Source organism: Candidatus Skiveiella danica (assembly GCF_022705245.1).
Classification (GTDB): domain Bacteria; phylum Pseudomonadota; class Gammaproteobacteria; order Burkholderiales; family Burkholderiaceae_C; genus Skiveiella; species Skiveiella danica.
This window is the reverse complement of the sequence record NZ_JAKJEW010000006.1, coordinates 113,752-130,384: the sequence shown is the minus strand read 5'-3', so window position 1 is coordinate 130,384 and position 16,633 is coordinate 113,752. Positions and strand designations below refer to the sequence as shown.

9 protein-coding genes are annotated in these 16,633 nt (G+C 63.3%); 7 read left to right on the top strand and 2 right to left on the bottom strand.

Annotation, left to right across the window (positions count from 1 at the left end):
• Positions 1-79: 79 nt before the first annotated feature.
• Positions 80-787 (bottom strand): Crp/Fnr family transcriptional regulator, encoded by a 708-nt coding sequence (locus ACMUOY_RS05365; protein ID WP_413891667.1) that lies wholly within the window; start codon positions 785-787, stop codon positions 80-82.
• 192 nt (positions 788-979) lie between these two features.
• Between ACMUOY_RS05365 and ACMUOY_RS05360 the strand changes: the two genes are divergently transcribed.
• From ACMUOY_RS05360 to ACMUOY_RS05330, 7 genes are all read left to right on the top strand, one after another.
• Positions 980-2,386, top strand: coding sequence for a FecR domain-containing protein (locus tag ACMUOY_RS05360; RefSeq protein WP_413891666.1), 1,407 nt, complete (start codon positions 980-982; stop codon positions 2,384-2,386).
• Between the two features lie 27 nt (positions 2,387-2,413).
• Positions 2,414-4,432, top strand: a complete 2,019-nt coding sequence (locus tag ACMUOY_RS05355) for an adenylate/guanylate cyclase domain-containing protein (RefSeq protein ID WP_413891665.1) — start codon at positions 2,414-2,416, stop codon at positions 4,430-4,432.
• Between the two features lie 46 nt (positions 4,433-4,478).
• Positions 4,479-5,954 (top strand): tetratricopeptide repeat protein, encoded by a 1,476-nt coding sequence (locus ACMUOY_RS05350; RefSeq protein WP_413891664.1) that lies wholly within the window; start codon positions 4,479-4,481, stop codon positions 5,952-5,954.
• Between the two features lie 306 nt (positions 5,955-6,260).
• Entirely contained in the window at positions 6,261-9,686 is a 3,426-nt protein-coding gene (locus ACMUOY_RS05345; protein ID WP_413891663.1) for a beta strand repeat-containing protein, read from the top strand.
• 199 nt (positions 9,687-9,885) lie between these two features.
• Positions 9,886-12,255, top strand: a complete 2,370-nt coding sequence (locus ACMUOY_RS05340) for a beta strand repeat-containing protein (protein WP_413891662.1) — start codon at positions 9,886-9,888, stop codon at positions 12,253-12,255.
• 584 nt (positions 12,256-12,839) lie between these two features.
• Positions 12,840-14,420 (top strand): class I SAM-dependent methyltransferase, encoded by a 1,581-nt coding sequence (locus ACMUOY_RS05335; protein WP_413891661.1) that lies wholly within the window; start codon positions 12,840-12,842, stop codon positions 14,418-14,420.
• A gap of 48 nt (positions 14,421-14,468) precedes the next feature.
• Positions 14,469-15,257 (top strand): SapC family protein, encoded by a 789-nt coding sequence (locus ACMUOY_RS05330; RefSeq protein WP_413891660.1) that lies wholly within the window; start codon positions 14,469-14,471, stop codon positions 15,255-15,257.
• Here the strand turns inward: ACMUOY_RS05330 and ACMUOY_RS05325 are convergent.
• Positions 15,250-16,629, bottom strand: a complete 1,380-nt coding sequence (locus ACMUOY_RS05325) for a TolC family outer membrane protein (RefSeq protein WP_413891659.1) — start codon at positions 16,627-16,629, stop codon at positions 15,250-15,252. The genes ACMUOY_RS05330 and ACMUOY_RS05325 overlap by 8 nt on opposite strands.
• Positions 16,630-16,633: the final 4 nt, after the last annotated feature.

Genomic DNA, 16,633 nt, shown 5'->3' with positions numbered 1-16,633 from the left:
ATACTCAAACCACCAGACCCACGAAAATGAAGACCAAGGGCAAATCTGAACCACAGTACCTGAGCGCGCGGCCAGCGGCTCAGGCTTTCGGAGGATCGACGCGGCCTTCCGCAATTTCCTTCAGCATCTCGGGTCGCAAGACGCGCAACGCATGCCCATCGCGTTCCACGATTCTGTTGACGAACAAGAGCTGGAAAGAGCGCGTCACCGTCTCGCGACTCGCATTGATCATAATCGCGAGTTCCTGGTGCGTCGGAGCCTGATCGACCGTAGCCTGCGGCAAGTTCCCATCTGCAGCGCGCCTCGGTAATTGTAGTAGCAACACGCAAAGCCTCTGAATGGGATTGGGCAGGCTGAGCAATGTGCGCTGCGCCATGACCGAACGCACGCGTTGCGCCAGCCGTGTCATCACCGCGCGGGCAAGTTCCGGGTGGTTCAGGATCAGCTGACGTGCCGTGCGCGAATCCAGAAAAGCCACCGTCGATTTGACGGCGGCCATGACGTATTCCGACAGAGGCTGGCTGTCCACCACGGACAACTCGCCGAAATAGTCCCCCGGATCCACAAAATACAAGCCCACGCTGCGTCCATCCACCGTGAAATCCACACCTTGTAGCCGTCCATCCACCAGGAATCCCAACTCCTGAGCGGGACTGTCCTTTGACATCACCATCGCACGACGCGCAAAAGACCGCAAAGTCATCTGGCCTGAAAGCGATTCCAGCGTCTCCCGCGGCAGCGGTTGCAGCAGCGGAAACTGAGAAATCAATTGAAGCGAAGTCGGCATGCGCCTCAAGTTTAGCGTTGGCCTTGTCTGCCGCCTCAGCCGGAAGCGGTTTCGGGAAGCGCAAGCGCCGGCTTGTGGAACGACAGAACATGTGATCGGGCGCACAGCGAAATGCGGCCGAAGTGAGAAAATAAGCAAATTATTAGAGTTTGGGCCATTGTCAGGCCCCGATTCGCCGAAGGAGAGGTCGCCATGAATTCCTTGAACATGCCTGGATTTTTGCCTCATCGCCTCGCCTGCTTTCTGCTGAGCGTGGGCTTGATCACACCGCTCATGGCTGCGCAAGGCAGTGCGGAGGTCGTCGGCGAGGTCACCCTGCTCATCGGGCAGGCGCAGTTGGTGGGTGCGGATGATGTCGTCCGTACCGTCGAGCGTGGCCAGCCTGTCCGGGCGGGCGACCGCATCGAAACCCGCGAAGGTGGACACGTCCACGTGCGGTTCGTGGACGGCGGGCGCCTCAGCGTCCGCCCCGCCAGTCGCCTGCAGATCGAGAATTACAGCCACTCCGCAACGCAGCCGCAAGGGTCTGCCATCAAGTTTCGCCTCGATGAAGGCGTGATTCGTTCCATTACCGGGACCTGGGGCGAGGAGGCGCGCGAGCGCTTCCGCCTCAACACCCCGATGGCCGCCATCGGCATCAAAGGCACAGACTTTGTGGTCAAGTCGGACGCCAACGCCACTGCTGCGTCGGTCTATTCAGGCGCGATCCTGCTGGCGCCTCTGGATGACTGCGCGACCCCTCTGGGCTCCTGCCAGAAAGGGCGGGAGAAACTCTTGTCCGCCGACATGAAAGGACTCATGCTCGAGCTGAACCGTCAGCAAGGTGTGCCCCAGTTCGTGGCGGCGGTCGACCTGTTGGCCAGCGCCAGGCGTCCGGCGGCAGGCGTGGGCATCGCGACGACGGTTCCGCCCGTCGTCGGTGTCGGCGTCGGTGCCGAAGCCAGGGCTGCCACGGGCGCCAATCTGGACAAGCCCATCGTCAACGAAGCCCGAGGCAGGGATCTGGTGGAGGCGGCAACCCAGATTGCCGCGGCCCAGATTGCCGCAGCCCAGTCACCGGTCGTCCCGGCGCCAGCTCCACTGCAGCCGCAGGTCAATGAACTGGTCTGGGCACGGTATGCCTGGGTCAAGGATGGGGGTCTTGACACCCTCAGCCAGACGTTCGAGCAGGCGTCGGCTGCCGGTCGCGAGTCCGTAGCCTTCGGAACGGCGCACGCGCTCACCCGGAACGCGTCGCCTGCGGGCGCTGTGCTGACCACCACCGATGCCGCGGTCAACTTCCGGCTGGCGGGGTCATCGGCCTTCTTCCAGCGCAACTTTGACCTTGGCGTCGAGGCCGCCAAAGTGGACAACGGGACGCTGGCCGTGGATTTCTCGCGCGCAACGTTTGCCACCCAATTGGGGGTGTCGAGTCCAACTTTGGGCGCAGACAGCGTGGTCGCAAGCGGTTCCATCGGAAAGGATGGCGTCATGCGCACCACATCCGCCAACGCGATCGTTCTCGGGGCCACGACGCTCGACGGCAAAGAGGCCGGCTATCTGTTTGAAAAGAGTATTCCAACCGGTGCGCTACGCGGCGTCACTCTTTGGGGACGATAGTTGACATTTCACGCGCGACTGCAGGGCATGTTCCGGGCCCGGTACGGCGTTGTCGTGCTGAGCGTCGCGTTGGGTTTGTTGGGTTGGGCCACAATAAGGAGTCTTACCGGGAACTGGCTGCCAATGCTCGAAGATCGCAGCGGCGATCTGGTCTGGCGCATGGGTGCCGAGCGCAAGGACGAGCGTCGCCTCATCCTTGTCGACATCAACGAACAAAGCCTCCGTGAAATTGGGCCTTGGCCGTGGCCACGCGCCACGCAGGCACGCCTGATCGAACAGCTGGCCAGGGCGGGCGCGCGCCAGCAGATTCTCGACATTGTTCTGGCCGATGCCAGGCCCGACGACGCCATCCTGGAGCAGGTCCTGCAGCAACATCAATCGGTGCTGGCGCAGATCTTCGCGTTGGATCCGGGTACGGGTCCTTCTTCCGGCAAACCTGCCGGAGCACTTGACTGGACGGCGTGTCCTTCGCTGTTCCCTCTGGCAACCGGTTATCTGGCCACCGTGCCAACGCTGGCGGGTCGCTTGGTGGGGCATATTACCCCGCGAGTCGCGACTGATGGAGTGGTCCGGCTTCAGCCTGCCGTCATTTGCAGCGATAACGGGGCTTACCCCGCACTGAGCCTGGTTGCGCTCATGAACGGCACGGGCGAAACAGGCCTGGTGTTGCAGCGCGGTGCCGGTCCGCTGGATGCTCCGTGGATGCTCAGCGGCAGAAGTCAGGCCTTCCCCGCCATCCCGCTCGACGAGAACGGGGACATCCGGATTCCCTGGAGACTGCATCCTCACAGCTTCATCAGCTTGTCCGCCGCCGACGTGCTCGCCGACCGGGTGCCGGCTGGCCTGTTGAATGGCGCGTGGGTGCTCGTCGGCAGCAGCGCTTTCGGGCTCCATGACGTCATTGCCACACCCTTTGAAGGCGCCGCGGCCGGATTGCAGGTTCATGCTGAAATCATCACGGCCATGATCGATGGGCGCATGCCCGCCACGCCAAGCGGCGCACCGGCCTACCGTTTCATCATGGCCGTGCTGGGCATCGCTTTGCTGATGTTCATGGCGCGGGAACGAAGGCGGTTTCCGGTTTACCTCGTTCCTTTGGCGGCTGCGGCATGGGGCTTGGTCTTGTGGGGGATTCATGGCCTGTCTCAGATCAAGGCATCGATCTGGCTGGGTTGGGCCGATCCAGCCTTGTTTGTGGGCCTCTCGGGCGTGACCATGGGCATTCTGGAGCATGCTCGTAGCCGGGTCGACCGGGACCGCCTCTATACCCATCTCTCCAGCTACCTGCCGGCGCCCGTGGCCGAGGCGCTCGCGCAACAGTCGCCTTCCAGTGCCATCCGGGCCAGCACTCGGCAGGTGTCGGTCATGTTTGCCGATATCCGCAATTTCTCCGCCTACTGCGAAGCCCGGCCCCCGGAGGAGGCAGCCGCCGTCTTGCACGCGTTTTTCTCCACGGCAGCAAGGGTCATCAAGGCCCATGGGGGTGTCATAGAATCCTTCCAGGGTGATGCGGTCTTCGCTGTATGGAACAGCGACGGCAAGGCAGAACAACAAACAACCCAGTCCATGAACCTCGACGCCCCAGAACACAGCTTTGAACCTGAGTCGGACCCGATTTCTGTCTGGGGTGTGGCCCCGGAGCCACAGGTGCCGGAGCGCACAGGCAGGCCATCCCACGCCCAATTGGCGCTGAACGCCGCCATCAGTCTGCAGCAAGCCATTCAGGGCGTCCTTCCGGATCCTGCGCCCGCCGGGCTTGAACCCTTGGCACTCGGTATCGGCGTCGAAACCGGTCCCGCCATGTCGGGTTCATTCGGGCTGGCGAGCCGGCGAACGCACATGGTCATGGGACGCACCGTCACGATCGCCAGCCGCCTGGTCGGCATGACGGCCGACCTCGCCCACCCCATACTCGTCGGCGAAGGACTGGCGGCACAGGTGGGCGGCATCGGGCTCAAGTCGATGGGAGTCTTCTTGCTGGATGGGCTCAGGGTGCCGCACCACGTGTACGCCCCCCCCATTTCTGCCGCGCCCACCGTTCAGTAGCCTCGGTGCAATGCGAGCCTGCGCCCAACGTCCAGGTCGAGCGTTCGTGGCCGCGACGCCCCGCATCGCTTGTCGGATGCTGCTGGCGGCACTGGTCTGCGCAAGTAGCGCGGGGGTTGCTGCGCAGCCCGCCGGGCGCTCGTTACCGTTGCAGGCTGAGGCCGGGGCCGCCGTGCCGGATGCCGCCCGACCCCTCGCCTGCCGCACACTGAATGCGAGCCTGGAGGCCCTGTTGGCGGAAGTCGCACAATGCCAGACGGACGCCGAGTTTCTGGCTCAGCTGGGTTTTCTGCTCAATGCCCAGGGCCGCTACACAGAAGCGCTCGACCATCTGGAGCGCGCCTTGATGCTGAATCCCGGCCTGAAGGGCGCCCAGATCGACTACGCCGTGGCGCTCGCTGGCATCGGCGACTATGCATCGGCGCTGACACTGGTTCAAGACCTGCTGGCCGATCCCGCGTTACCCAGCGGTTTGGTGCCGGTGCTTCAGCGCCAGATTGAGAACCTGTCGGTCTCGATGAACACTGGGACGGCTACGACTGACAAGCCCCTGCGTGTTCGTGGAACGGCTGGTGTTCAGGTGGGGTATGCCACCAACCCGCTCGGGTCGCCCAATCTTTCATCCCTGATCCTCACCTTCCCCGGGCTGCCCGTCGAGTTGCCGCTGGACGGCAGCTACCTGGCGCGTCCGGGCTCGTACGGACGCGCCGACGCCAGCCTTTCCATGCGCTATGACGCGGGTGCCGATGTCCTTTACGACTTCTTCGGCGGCGTACAGGGATTTCGCAGCGTGCTGGCTGAAAGCTCCCGGTCGCAGCAGGCCGAGTTTGCCGTTGAGCGAATGGCCGGATCGAACAGCCTGGGCAACGGATCTTCGCCGGTGGCGTTCTATCAAGGCCTGTCGGTCCTCGGGCTCCATACGGCGGCGGGCGTCCGCTACCAGTCGCAGATCCTGACCGCGGGCGTCGAGCTGCCAGGTTTGACCGGCTGGCAGTTGTTTTCCTCCGATCCTGCACCGAACTGCCGGAGCCGCGTGGGATTCGAAGCATTCAACCGCGAATTGAGCAGCAACCGACTGCTCTCGGGCCTCTATGGTGGCGTCAGCGGTCAGTGGCGATGCTATCCGGCGCAAGGCGGATTTTGGCAACTCGGGGTGGTGGCGGGGCGTGACCATGGCAAGCAGCAAACGCGCCCTGGTGGCGACCAGATTCAATATGCCGCTCGGGCCAGCCGCTTGTGGCTCAATCGCCAGTGGGCGCCAAGCGGGCTCGAGCGCGCGGGCAACCTGCTCGTCGTGGCCGCGGTGACGGGGCTGCAGGACACCACCGCCTACAGCCCGCTGCTGGACTACGGGCGCGTGCGCCAGATTCACCAGTTCAACCTGCGGGTTGAACTCCAGCAGCAGCTGGCCACGAACTGGCAGCTACTCTGGGGCGTGGACTGGTTTCAGCAAAAGGCCACGCTTCGCCTGTTCACCTTCGGCAATGTGGGGCCCTACGTCGCCTTGCGTACGGTGTGGTAAGCGAGTAAGCTGCATCTGTAAGCATTGGTTGTTGTATTTATGCAAATCAGCCCCAAGGCAATCAAAACGTGTGACTGAAATCACTCGAATGCGCCAAGCGTCTTGGCTATACTGAAAGTTCAGGTAGGCCTATTGGTCTCACATCAGTGTCAGGAAGCTGCCATTACGTGTGATAATCCAACGGGTAACTTGCAAGGGTGAGCGGGTGATGTCATGCTCCAAATGCCGTCGGGCATGGAGGAGCGGGCAAAAGCGGCTCCGGTGTTTAACTTGTTACTTCGTGAAAATTTAACTGAGGAACTTCTTATGTCCCAACCAACAGTATTTGGCGCATCCCAAGCCGTGACAATGATGAATCTGGCGCTTTACGGCGGTAGCTACGTGCTGTCGCCTGCCGAGTTTGCCAACCAGGCCAACCAGGCTACAGACACCGCGTCCGGCCAATACGCCTACGCAAACCTGATTGCTCAGCCCGCCAGTGTCTTGAGCACGGATGCCTACGTGACGCTCGTTCTGGGCCACATGGGTGTGGATGCCAACCCGCTGCACGATGCCGTCGTGGCCTACATGGACAGCGTCGGCGTGGCCAACCGTGGCACCGTGACTCTGCAGCTCGGCCAGATCCTGTCCGGCCTGACGCTGGATGGCACCTACGGCGCGGCAGCCAATGCCTGGAACGCCCTGGTTTCCGCCAACTTCGCCGAGTGGACCGGCACCGCTCCGGTTCCTGGCAGCAACGTCGCCATGACCACCACCGCCAACGAGCTCGTCGTGGGCACGGGCGGTGATGACAAGTTCTCCGGTTCCACCAACACCTACCAGGGTGGCGACACCGTTCGTGGTGGCGGTGGCCATGACGTCCTGATGCTGAGCCTCACGTCCGGCACCTACAACAACGTCACGACCCAGGGCGTGAACCGCATTGAAATCGACGCGGACGGCGACGTGACCGTCGGCGCCAGCAAGTTCTCCACCGAGCTGCAGTCCATCCTGATCACCAACAAGTCCACCGGCAACATGGTGCTGAACGACCTGCAGGAAGACAGCCGCAATTCCATCATGTTCGAGTTGAACGACGTCGCCGCCGACGTCACGCTGAACTTCGACCAGCAAGCGGTGCAAGGCGCATCGACCGTCGAAGTCATGCTGACCGAAGTCACCGGTGCGCTGGCGCTGGTGGGTGAAAACGGCGAAGCCATCGAAACCACCATTCTGAACGTGCAAGACGTCAAGGGCGCGGCCTCCACGCTCAAGAGCCTCTCCGTGACGGGTGGTACCACGCTTGAAATCAAGGGTGGCCTCGCGGGTCAGGCCTTCACCATCACGGCACCATTGCCCTCGACCCTGACCACCGTCAACGCGGCATCGGCAGCGGGCGTGTTCGCCGGCAACCTGGTGCTCGACGTGACGGGCAACGGCGCTTCCAAGGCGCTGGCCCTGACCGGCGGCTCCGGCGACGACAAGATCAACATCGGCGACGGCTACGGCGACGGCGACGTCCTGAACGGCGGCGCGGGCGCGGACGAGATCACCATCAACTTCACCACGTCTGCGGACACCACGCGCGCCGCCGCGATGACCAAGTTCGAGACGGCCAACGTCGCTTTCAATGCGCCCGTGTCCTTCGAAGGCGCTGCAGTTGACGACCTGAAGACCATCAACCTGAACGCATCCACCAGCCGTGCCGACTTCAACCAGATGGACAGCACGCTCGATACCCTGAACATCAAGGCCAACCCGGCCCAAGGTGTCGAGGTGGACTACGATGGCAAGGCGTTCTCGACGCTGAACATCAACATCCAGGACAAGACCAGCGCCATCGGCAACGCCGGCAACAAGGCGGCCATCCGCGTCCTGAATGCCGACGTGGTGAATCTGACCCACGCGGGCGCTGCGGCCGTGGCACTGACCAATGGCCTCCAGCTGGATGACCGCGTCTCGAACGGCCGTTCGACCACGGATCTCAACATCCAGAACCAGTCCGACTTCAATCTGACGATCAATGGCATGAACAACGGCGGCTCTCCCGCGCGTCTGTCCGCCGTGATCGACAGCAACGATGTCGAGCGCGTGACGGTGCAGACCAACAAGCAAGGCGACATCCTGGCCGGCAATTCGTCCGTGGCGTTCATGGAAGAAGCCAATGCGCTGCAGAACCTGACGATCATCTCCTCGATCGATGGCGACATCGAACTGGGTCTGATCGGTAACCGCGACTTCTTCGGTGACTACGGTGACAATCCGGACGATCTGGAGACGGTGACGATCGACGCCGCCATCAGCTCGGCCATTACCCAATGGGGTATCGACGCGGATGACGCGATCCTCAATGCTGGCGCCTCGGCCGCAACGGTCAATACCATCAGTGTCAAGGGCGCCGCGTCCTCCATCATCAACCTGTTCGGTTCCGGGCATGTGGTGAACGACCTGGTGACCCAGCGGGCCACCTCCGTGTCGTCCGCAGCGGCAGCCATGGGGCAGGGCGCCGGTCCGGGCGGCAACGGATTCAACTGGCTGCAGGCGGCTTCGGTGGGTGTCGTTGACATCAACTCGTCCGGCCTGAGCGTGTTTGGTTCCGTCGCGGCGACGCAAGACAACGATGGCGACCAAGCCCCCGATACCAACCTGAGCAATCTGATCGGCTTCTCGCTGAACTCGCAGCAGGATGACAGCCGCATCGTGATGGCCGGTTCGGCCAACATGCCTGGCGTGATCTTCGATCTGAACCCGGTCGAGCATGTGGACATCTCGGGTCTGACCAACAAGACCACGAACCACACCGTGAATCTGGGCGATATCCTCATTGGCGCCTCGGCCGACAACTACACGCTGATCGACGGTTCGTCGCCGTTCAGCGGCGTGACCCAGAAGTATTCCGTCGCGGTCATCGCCAATGACGAGTTCTATCAGCCGGCCACCAAGTCGCTGACGGTCAACGGCTCGGCCATGGGCGACATCATTTTCGGCACCAATGGTGACGACCAGACCAACATGGGCATCCTCGCCGGCAACGGCGGCGACGACCTGATCGTGGGCTGGGGTGGTAACGACAACATCTCCGGCGGCGATGGTTCCGATGTCCTGTTCGGTGATGCGATCAACCCGAACCGTGGCAATGCTTCCAACGCAACTGCCTTCGGCAACGACATCATCGACGGCGGCTCCGGTAATGACCTGATCATCGGTGGCGCGAACAAGTCTGGCGGCGGCGACCTGCTGACCGGCGGCGCTGGTCGCGATACCTTTGCCTGGGTCTTCGAAGACACGCCCAGCCTGGACAACGTGACGCTTCCGACGGTCCAGAACAACCCGGCCAACGGCTATACCGAGGCGGGCAAGTCGACGGCGGCGATCAAGCAAGACGTGGTCACCGATTTCACGCCGGGCGACGATCTGATCCAGGTTGACTCCTTCGCTGGTGGCGACAACACGTACACGATCCTGTACTTCTTTGGCCAGGGGTCCAACGGTGTGGTCCAGTCGAACGGTGGCCTTGACATCCAGATCGTCATTCGCCGCGGTAACTACAATTCGCAGTTTGGTACGTTCAATCTGGACGCCAACGGCGCGGACCTGCAGGTGCTGTTCGCTGACGATGGTGACGATTTCGGGCCCTTGGCGCTCAACGATGGTGGCTTCTCGGCCTTCACGGCGGCGCAGCATGAAATCGCGCTTCTGGGCGCGGGCCAACACATCGGCAGCATTGCCCACTCGGATTTCCTGTTCATCTGATCAGGGAACACCTTCGGGCCCGCATCCGCGGGCCCAAGGATCAAGAAGGGCCGCGAAAGCGGCCCTTTTTCCATTTCCGGAAGCAGAACGCACCTCGAACAAGCCATCGGCTCCCACATCCCGAAATGTCGAGCGTCAGACCTTCAAGATCACCGCTCCCCTGGACGCCTCGCTGACCACCGTCAATGCCGCCGCCTTCGTGGGCAACCTGAACCTGGACGTTTCCGCCAACGGCGCGACGAAGGCTCTGGCCCTCACCGGCGGTTCGGGCGACGACAAGATCAACATCGGCGACGGCTACGGCGACGGCGACGTCCTGAATGGCGGCGCGGGTGCGGACGAGATCACCATCAACTTCACCACCTCTGCGGACACCACGCGCGCCGCAACGATGACCCAGTTTGAGACGGCCAATGTCGCCTTCAATGCGCCCGTTTCCTTCGAAGGCGCCACGGTTGACGATCTGAAGACCATCAACCTGAACGCATCCACCAGCCGTGCCGACTTCAACAAGATGGACAGCACGCTGACCACCCTCAACATCAAGGCCAACCTGGCCCAGGGCGTGGAAGTGGACTACGACGGCGTGGCTTTCGCATCGCTCGACATCAACATCGAAGGCACGACCAAGGATGTGGTGGCGCCGTCCTTCGCCGCAGCCATCGGCAATGCTGGCAACACGTCGGCCATCCGCGTCGTCAATGCCGATGTGGTCAACCTGACCACCAAGGCCGCTGGCAATGTCACGCTGGATGCCGCGTTGCAGTTGGACGACAAGGACGCCAACGGTCGCTCCACCTCGGTGTTGAACATCCAGAGCCAGTCGGACTTTGATCTGACCATCCTGGGCAGCGTTGACGGCGGCGGTATATTGTCGGCGATCGTCGACAGCAACGACGTGCAGGAAGTCACGGTCCAGACCAACAAATTTGGCCGCATCTTCGCAGGCAATGCAGACGTTGCCTTCATGGAGGATGCGGACGCGTTGCAGAACCTCACGATCAAGTCGTCCACCGACGGTGACATCGAAATGGGTCTGATCGGTGCGCGCGACTTCTTCGGCGGCTTCGGCGACAACCCCAGCGACCTCGAAACCATCACCATCGATGCGGCGCTGAGCTCGACGATCACCCAGTGGGGCATTGACGCCGATGACACCTTTGCCGGTTCCGGCTCGGCCTCCACGGTGAACACGATCAATATCACGGGTGGCCGTTCATCCACGGTCAACCTGTTTGGGAGTTTCGGTGCGTTTGGTAGCCTGGTCAACGATCGTGGCACGAATGTGCAGGGGCCCGTGTCCAAGGTGGGGGCCGTAACCGGGGATAACTGGCTGCAGTCCGCGTCCATCGGCACCGTGATGATCAACACCTCCGGTCTGGTGCAGGGCGAAATCGACGCTGCCTATGACCTGAATGACGGCGGCGCAAGCGAAACCATCTTCAACAACCTGATCGGGCTTGATCAGCAGGTGCAGCAAGGCGGCTCCAATGTGATGGTGTCGGGTAGCGGCAACGTGACAGGCCTGTACTTCCAGGACGAAGTGGCCGCCTTGGTGGACGCCACCGGGCTGACCAGCACGGCCGCCAACCACACCGTTTTCCTCAGTGAGGCGACGAGCGGATTCTCTCCCTTGCCCGGCGCGTCTACTGGATACAACATCGATGTCCCAGTACCCATCGCCAACTACACGTTCGCCGTGCTCGCCAATGATCCGAACAACCCGCCCGCCAGCAAAGGCTTCACCTTCCGGGGAACCGAATCGGGCGATCTGGTGTTTGCGACCAACTCGGCCGACACGCTGGCTGGCAATGGCGGCGCTGACCTGCTGGTCGGTTACGGTGGCGCCGACACCATTGACGGCGGTGCCGGCAACGATGTGCTGTTCGGCGACTCCATGGATCCCAACCGGGGTCTTGCCGGCAACGCCCAGAACGTGGGCAATGACAACATCGTCGGTGGTGCGGGCAATGACTGGATCATCGGTGGCGGCAACGCGGCCAACAAGGCCGGGACGCTCGAAACGCTGACCGGTGGCGCCGGACTCGACGTGTTTGCCTATGTGTTCGACTCGGCCAGCCTGGTCAACGCGCTGGTGGCCAATCCCGCTTACACCGAAGCCGGCAAGTCGACCACCCTCGCCTTGGGTGGGCAAGACGTGATCACCGACTACACGCCGGGTGTTGATGTCATTCGGATCGACGCTGGGGGATCGGGTGACGGCGACAACACCTACGCCATCGCGTACTACGCCAGCCAGACGGCGGTCGCGACCAACATCGGTAGCGGCGCCGCTGGTGACGTGCAGATCGTGGTTCGCCGCGGTGACTACAACGCCAACGGCACCTTCAATCAAAGCGCCACCGGCGCCGACTATCAGGTGCTGTTCGCGGCAAATGGTGCTGACTTCTCGGGCGGCGCGTTTGGTATGGCGAACCGTACCACCCTTTTCCCTGCCGCGTTCGCCGGCGGTGGAACCGACTTCACCGAGGCGGTGCATGAAATCGGCATTCTCGGTCTGGCCGCGCAGGGCGGCAGCCTGACCACCAGCGACTTCGTCTTCGTCTGATCGCCCCACAGCGAACCAAAGGGCCCCGGGAAACCGGGGCCTGTCAAACAAAAAGCCGGCTTGTCCGGCTTTTTTTTCGTCTGGCATCGGCACTCAGGAGTCGGCGCAATGTCCGTTGCAGTCTGCGGTCAGAGAGCAAAGAGCCGCGCGGCGGCCGGCAGCCGACCGCTGGTGGGCGCAAGCGTGGAGTGGGCATCGTGCGCCAATCGATGAACCGAGCCTGCGCGGCACGGCCGGCGAGGGCGTGCTGCGGCCAGGAACAGCAAAGCGCGGGCGTCCAAGGCGAGGGGTCTTCGTTGCGGCGGCCGCGCGCGATGAGGGAGAGGTCCATTCCCGGCGTAGCACCCGGAAACGGTGGCGGGCCAGTGATCCGAAAGCGGTAGGCATCACCTCCCGGAGTCCCAGGCGGCCCAAGCGAACAGGCCAGCGCGGGCGCTCTCGGCATTGGTCTATACTTGCCCGCCCGGTCCGGCTGCAAGGCCGCCAGGGCGCATGATCGTGAAAGGCCACAAAATGCCCGTCATTGCAACGCGGCCTGTTGGCGATCCCCCTTGTTTATTTCTCAGCAGAAGGACCGTCCAGACATGAACAACAGCAGCGCAGCCTGGCAGCATGGCTACTACGCGGCCGATGGGTACACCTACGGCTATTACCGGGAGATGACGCCCACCCACCTGGCCTGGGCAGCCCTGTTGCAAGGCGAGGTCATGCCTTTGCAGCGGTTTCGTTACGTCGATCTGGGTTGTGGCCAGGGTTTCAACCTGATCCTGCTCGCTGCATCCTTTCCCGACAGCCAGTTTCTGGGCATTGACTTCATGCCGGCGCATGTGCGCCACGCGCGAAAATTGGCCGAGGATGCGAAACTCACCAACATCCGCTTTGTCGAGGCTGATTTCCTGCAGTTGGCGCAAGACCCGGTTTCGCTGCTCGATGCATCGGGCGGCGATCTGGATGGCCAGGTCGACTACGCCGTCGCCCACGGGATCGCCTCGTGGGTTTCGCCGACGGTGCGCGCCAGCCTGTGGGCCCTGGCGGCTCGGCTGCTCCGCCCCGGAGGGCTGTATTACACCAGCTACAACACCGTGCCCGGCTGGCTGTCTGCGCAGCCTTTCCAGCACCTGGTCAGGCTCAATCTTCGCACGGCGGTTGACGGCGGCGCAGCGATCCGCAAGACGCTCGAGGCTTTCGCCCGGCTGGAAGAGGTCAAGGCCCCCATTTTCGCCGCACAACCCGGGTTGAAGGCCCGCCTGAAATCAGCGGGCGAACTTGACATGGCCTACTTGACCCAGGAGTACAACAACCAGAACTGGCAGCCGCAGTTCGTCGCAGACATGATGGCGGAGGCCGAAGCGGTCAAGCTGGCGTGGCTGGGCACGGCCACCCTGCCGGACGCGTTTGATGGCTTGATGCCGGTGGCTGCCGCCAAACTGATCCAGGCCGAAGCCGACCCCGTGATGCGGGAGTCTTTGAGGGATATCGCGACCCTGAAGGCATTCCGGCGTGACCTCTACATCAAGGGCAAAGCACCTGCTTGGGCTGGCCAACGCCAACGGCAGGTCGAGGCCACGCGTTTTGTGAGTTCGCCCTTTATGGCGCTGCCCGAGGGTAGCAACGGAAAGCTGGAACTCGCAACCACGGCCGGCAAGATCAGCTTCAACCGTGGCGCCTTCAAGGGCGTTCTCGACATCGCGGCGCAGCCGGGCGGAGCCAGCCTGAACGATATCCAGCTTCGAACCGGTGACGCCAGGCTGGCCGATACCGTGCAGAAAGTGTCCTTGATGATGGACGCCGGTTGGATTCAGATCCCGCTTGCGGCACCTGCCAACGCGTCACGGTTGAACCTGGCGATCGCGCAGGCGGTTCGGGACGGCGCCCCGTACCGGGCACTCGCCGTGCCTGGCGTCGGGCAGGCGACCCCAATCGATGCGTTGAAGGCCTTGCTGCTGGCCGAAAGCGCGCAGGGCGCCCAGTTTCCGGCGCAGGCGCCCGCGGTGGAGGGACTTCTGGAGAAACTGGCACAATTGCGGCGAACCGTCACCGTCTCCCTGGAAATCGAAGGGGCAAAGCACACGGAAGGCCCCGTGTTTGACGCCGAGCTGGAGCGCCTCGTCCGGGAATTTTCAGGCCCGTTCTGGCAGGCGGGCAAGTCCCTGGGGATGCTCTGACAGGGCACGGAAGGCCTGTCAACAAAACCGTTCACCAAAAGGAAGTCGATGCAAGTACTCGCTGTCACGCCCGGGAATCATGCCAACAAAACCTGGCGGGCCGCGCGGACCTACGAGTTCGCAGCGGGTTGGGCCATGCAGCCTGTGGTCCAGGCCGAGGCCGAAAAGGTGGCCGCCAGCTTCCCCATCGCCTTTCACCACCGGGACGGCGCCTGGGACCTGGTCGCTCTGCTGGGGGTTCAACCCGGGCATAGCCTGGGGGTGTCCCCACAGGGCCAATGGCTCGGGCGTTACATTCCCGCGCTGGTTCGCGCCTATCCGTTCACGCTCGCCACGCCCACCGGTGCGACCGCACCGGTCTTGTGTGTCGACGAGTCCACCGGACTGGTCGGTGAGGGCGGTGACGGCAAGGCGTTTTTTGACCATTCGGGCAAGCCGACCGAGGCCCTGTCCGGAATCATCGATCTGTTGCGCCAGGTGGCGCTGAACCGCACCCGCACCCGACTGGCTTGCGCGGCGCTGGCAGAGGCTGGGCTGCTGAGCCCGCTGACGATCGGTCTTCGCTTGCCCGACGGCAAGTCCGTCGAGGCGCCCACTTTGGACAACCTGTACCTGGTTGACGCTGAAAAGCTCGCCCACTTGCCCGACGAATCCTTCCTGGCGCTGCGCCGCCATGACGCGCTGGCACTGGCCTATGCGCAACGCCTGTCGCTGCAACAGTTCGCCACGCTCGACCAGTTGGGCCGTCAGCGGCAAACGGGCGCGGCGTCCGCTGCGCCGCCGGCGCCGGGTGTCCCTGGCGTCACCGTTCAGGACACGGTGCTCCGGTTTACCTGAGCCAGCCGTTCGTTTCTTCGATCACAGGGTTCGCGTTGCCCAGCAGCGCGGCCAGACGGATGCGGGCCGTGATGTAGTTGTATCGCGCCTGAAACAGGTTGCGCTCGTTGGCCTTGAGTTCCTGATCGGCGTTCAGCACGTCCAGCAACGTGCGCACGCCGGCTGCATAGGACTTTCGGGTGGATTCAAGGGCGACACCGGCCGAGCGGGTGGCCTGGCCCAGTGCCTGGATTTTGGCGGCGCCTTCGGTGACGTTGCGGTATTCCCGCTCGACTTTCAGGCTCAGGTCCAGCACGGCGCCGTCCAGCACGGCCTGTGCATTCTGCAGTTGCGCAGCCGCCTGCCGCTCGGCCGATGTGACATAGCCGCCCGAGTAGATCGGCAAGTTCAACTGCACGCCGATGGAGCGGTTGTAGTAGGCGGCAAACGGGTTGGTGACGCTGTCGCTCTGGCTGTTGGAGATCTGGGCAACCAGGTCAAGCGTCGGGTAGTGGCCTGCAGACGCCCGGGCAACCTCAAGCCGGCTGGCTTCGACCCGCGCTTTCAGCGAGCGGATCTCCGGGCTGCTGGCCGTGGCTTCGGCGATGAGGTCGTTCAGGCTGCCGACCGACTTGGCGCCGGGTTGCAAGCGTGCGGGGTCGAGTCCGGCCAGGGTATCGGGCGCGCGCCCGATCAGGTTCTGCAACTGCCGGCGGGTGAAGTCCACGTGTTGCCTGGCTTCGATCTCCTGGGCAAGCACCATGTCCAGCCGTGTCTGGGCCTGATCCACATCCGTGCGGGTGCCGTGGCCGGCCACCAGCGCCTTGCGCGCCGCATCGAGGCCGGTGGTGGTGCTGATTTTCTGAGCCTCGATCAATTCGAGCTGGTCAGTGGCCAGCAGGGCGTCAAAATAGGCGCCGCTCAGGCGCACCCCAGTGTTCTGTATTTCGAGGTTCAGTGTCTGGCGCGCGTCATCGACGAGGTATTCAGCCTGATCGACGGCCAGGGTCTGCTGACGCCGAAACAGGGTTTGACGCAGGTTCAGCACGGCGTTGGTGCTGGGATACCGTTCGGTGGTGGTGAATTTGTCGCCGGTCAAGGGGTTCGGCCGGGTGGTGTCGAGCAGGTTCTCCGCCCGGCTGGCCGACAATGCGATGTTCGGGAGCAGCTGGGACCTGGCTTGAGGCAGCCGTTCCGCCGCGGCGTCGGCGGTGGCTCGCGCCGCGTTCAACCGGGCGTCGGCCGTGATGGCGGCGTCGAAGGCCTGGCGAAGGTCCAGCGCCTGCGCCGCCTCAAACGGCACGCAGGCGCAGGCCAGCGCGAGGAAGGCGCCAAGCCAGATCGAGGAGACGGGGTGGGGTGGCGTGTGCGTCGCCGGACGAAGATCGCGCATGGTG

Coding starts and splice junctions, on each gene's coding strand:
- ACMUOY_RS05365 (WP_413891667.1), bottom strand. CDS start 787: ATGCCGACTTCGCTTCAATTGATTTCTCAGTTTCCGCTGCTGCAACCG.
- ACMUOY_RS05330 (WP_413891660.1), top strand. CDS start 14,469: ATGCAAGTACTCGCTGTCACGCCCGGGAATCATGCCAACAAAACCTGG.
- ACMUOY_RS05360 (WP_413891666.1), top strand. CDS start 980: ATGAATTCCTTGAACATGCCTGGATTTTTGCCTCATCGCCTCGCCTGC.
- ACMUOY_RS05335 (WP_413891661.1), top strand. CDS start 12,840: ATGAACAACAGCAGCGCAGCCTGGCAGCATGGCTACTACGCGGCCGAT.
- ACMUOY_RS05355 (WP_413891665.1), top strand. CDS start 2,414: ATGTTCCGGGCCCGGTACGGCGTTGTCGTGCTGAGCGTCGCGTTGGGT.
- ACMUOY_RS05345 (WP_413891663.1), top strand. CDS start 6,261: ATGTCCCAACCAACAGTATTTGGCGCATCCCAAGCCGTGACAATGATG.
- ACMUOY_RS05325 (WP_413891659.1), bottom strand. CDS start 16,629: ATGCGCGATCTTCGTCCGGCGACGCACACGCCACCCCACCCCGTCTCC.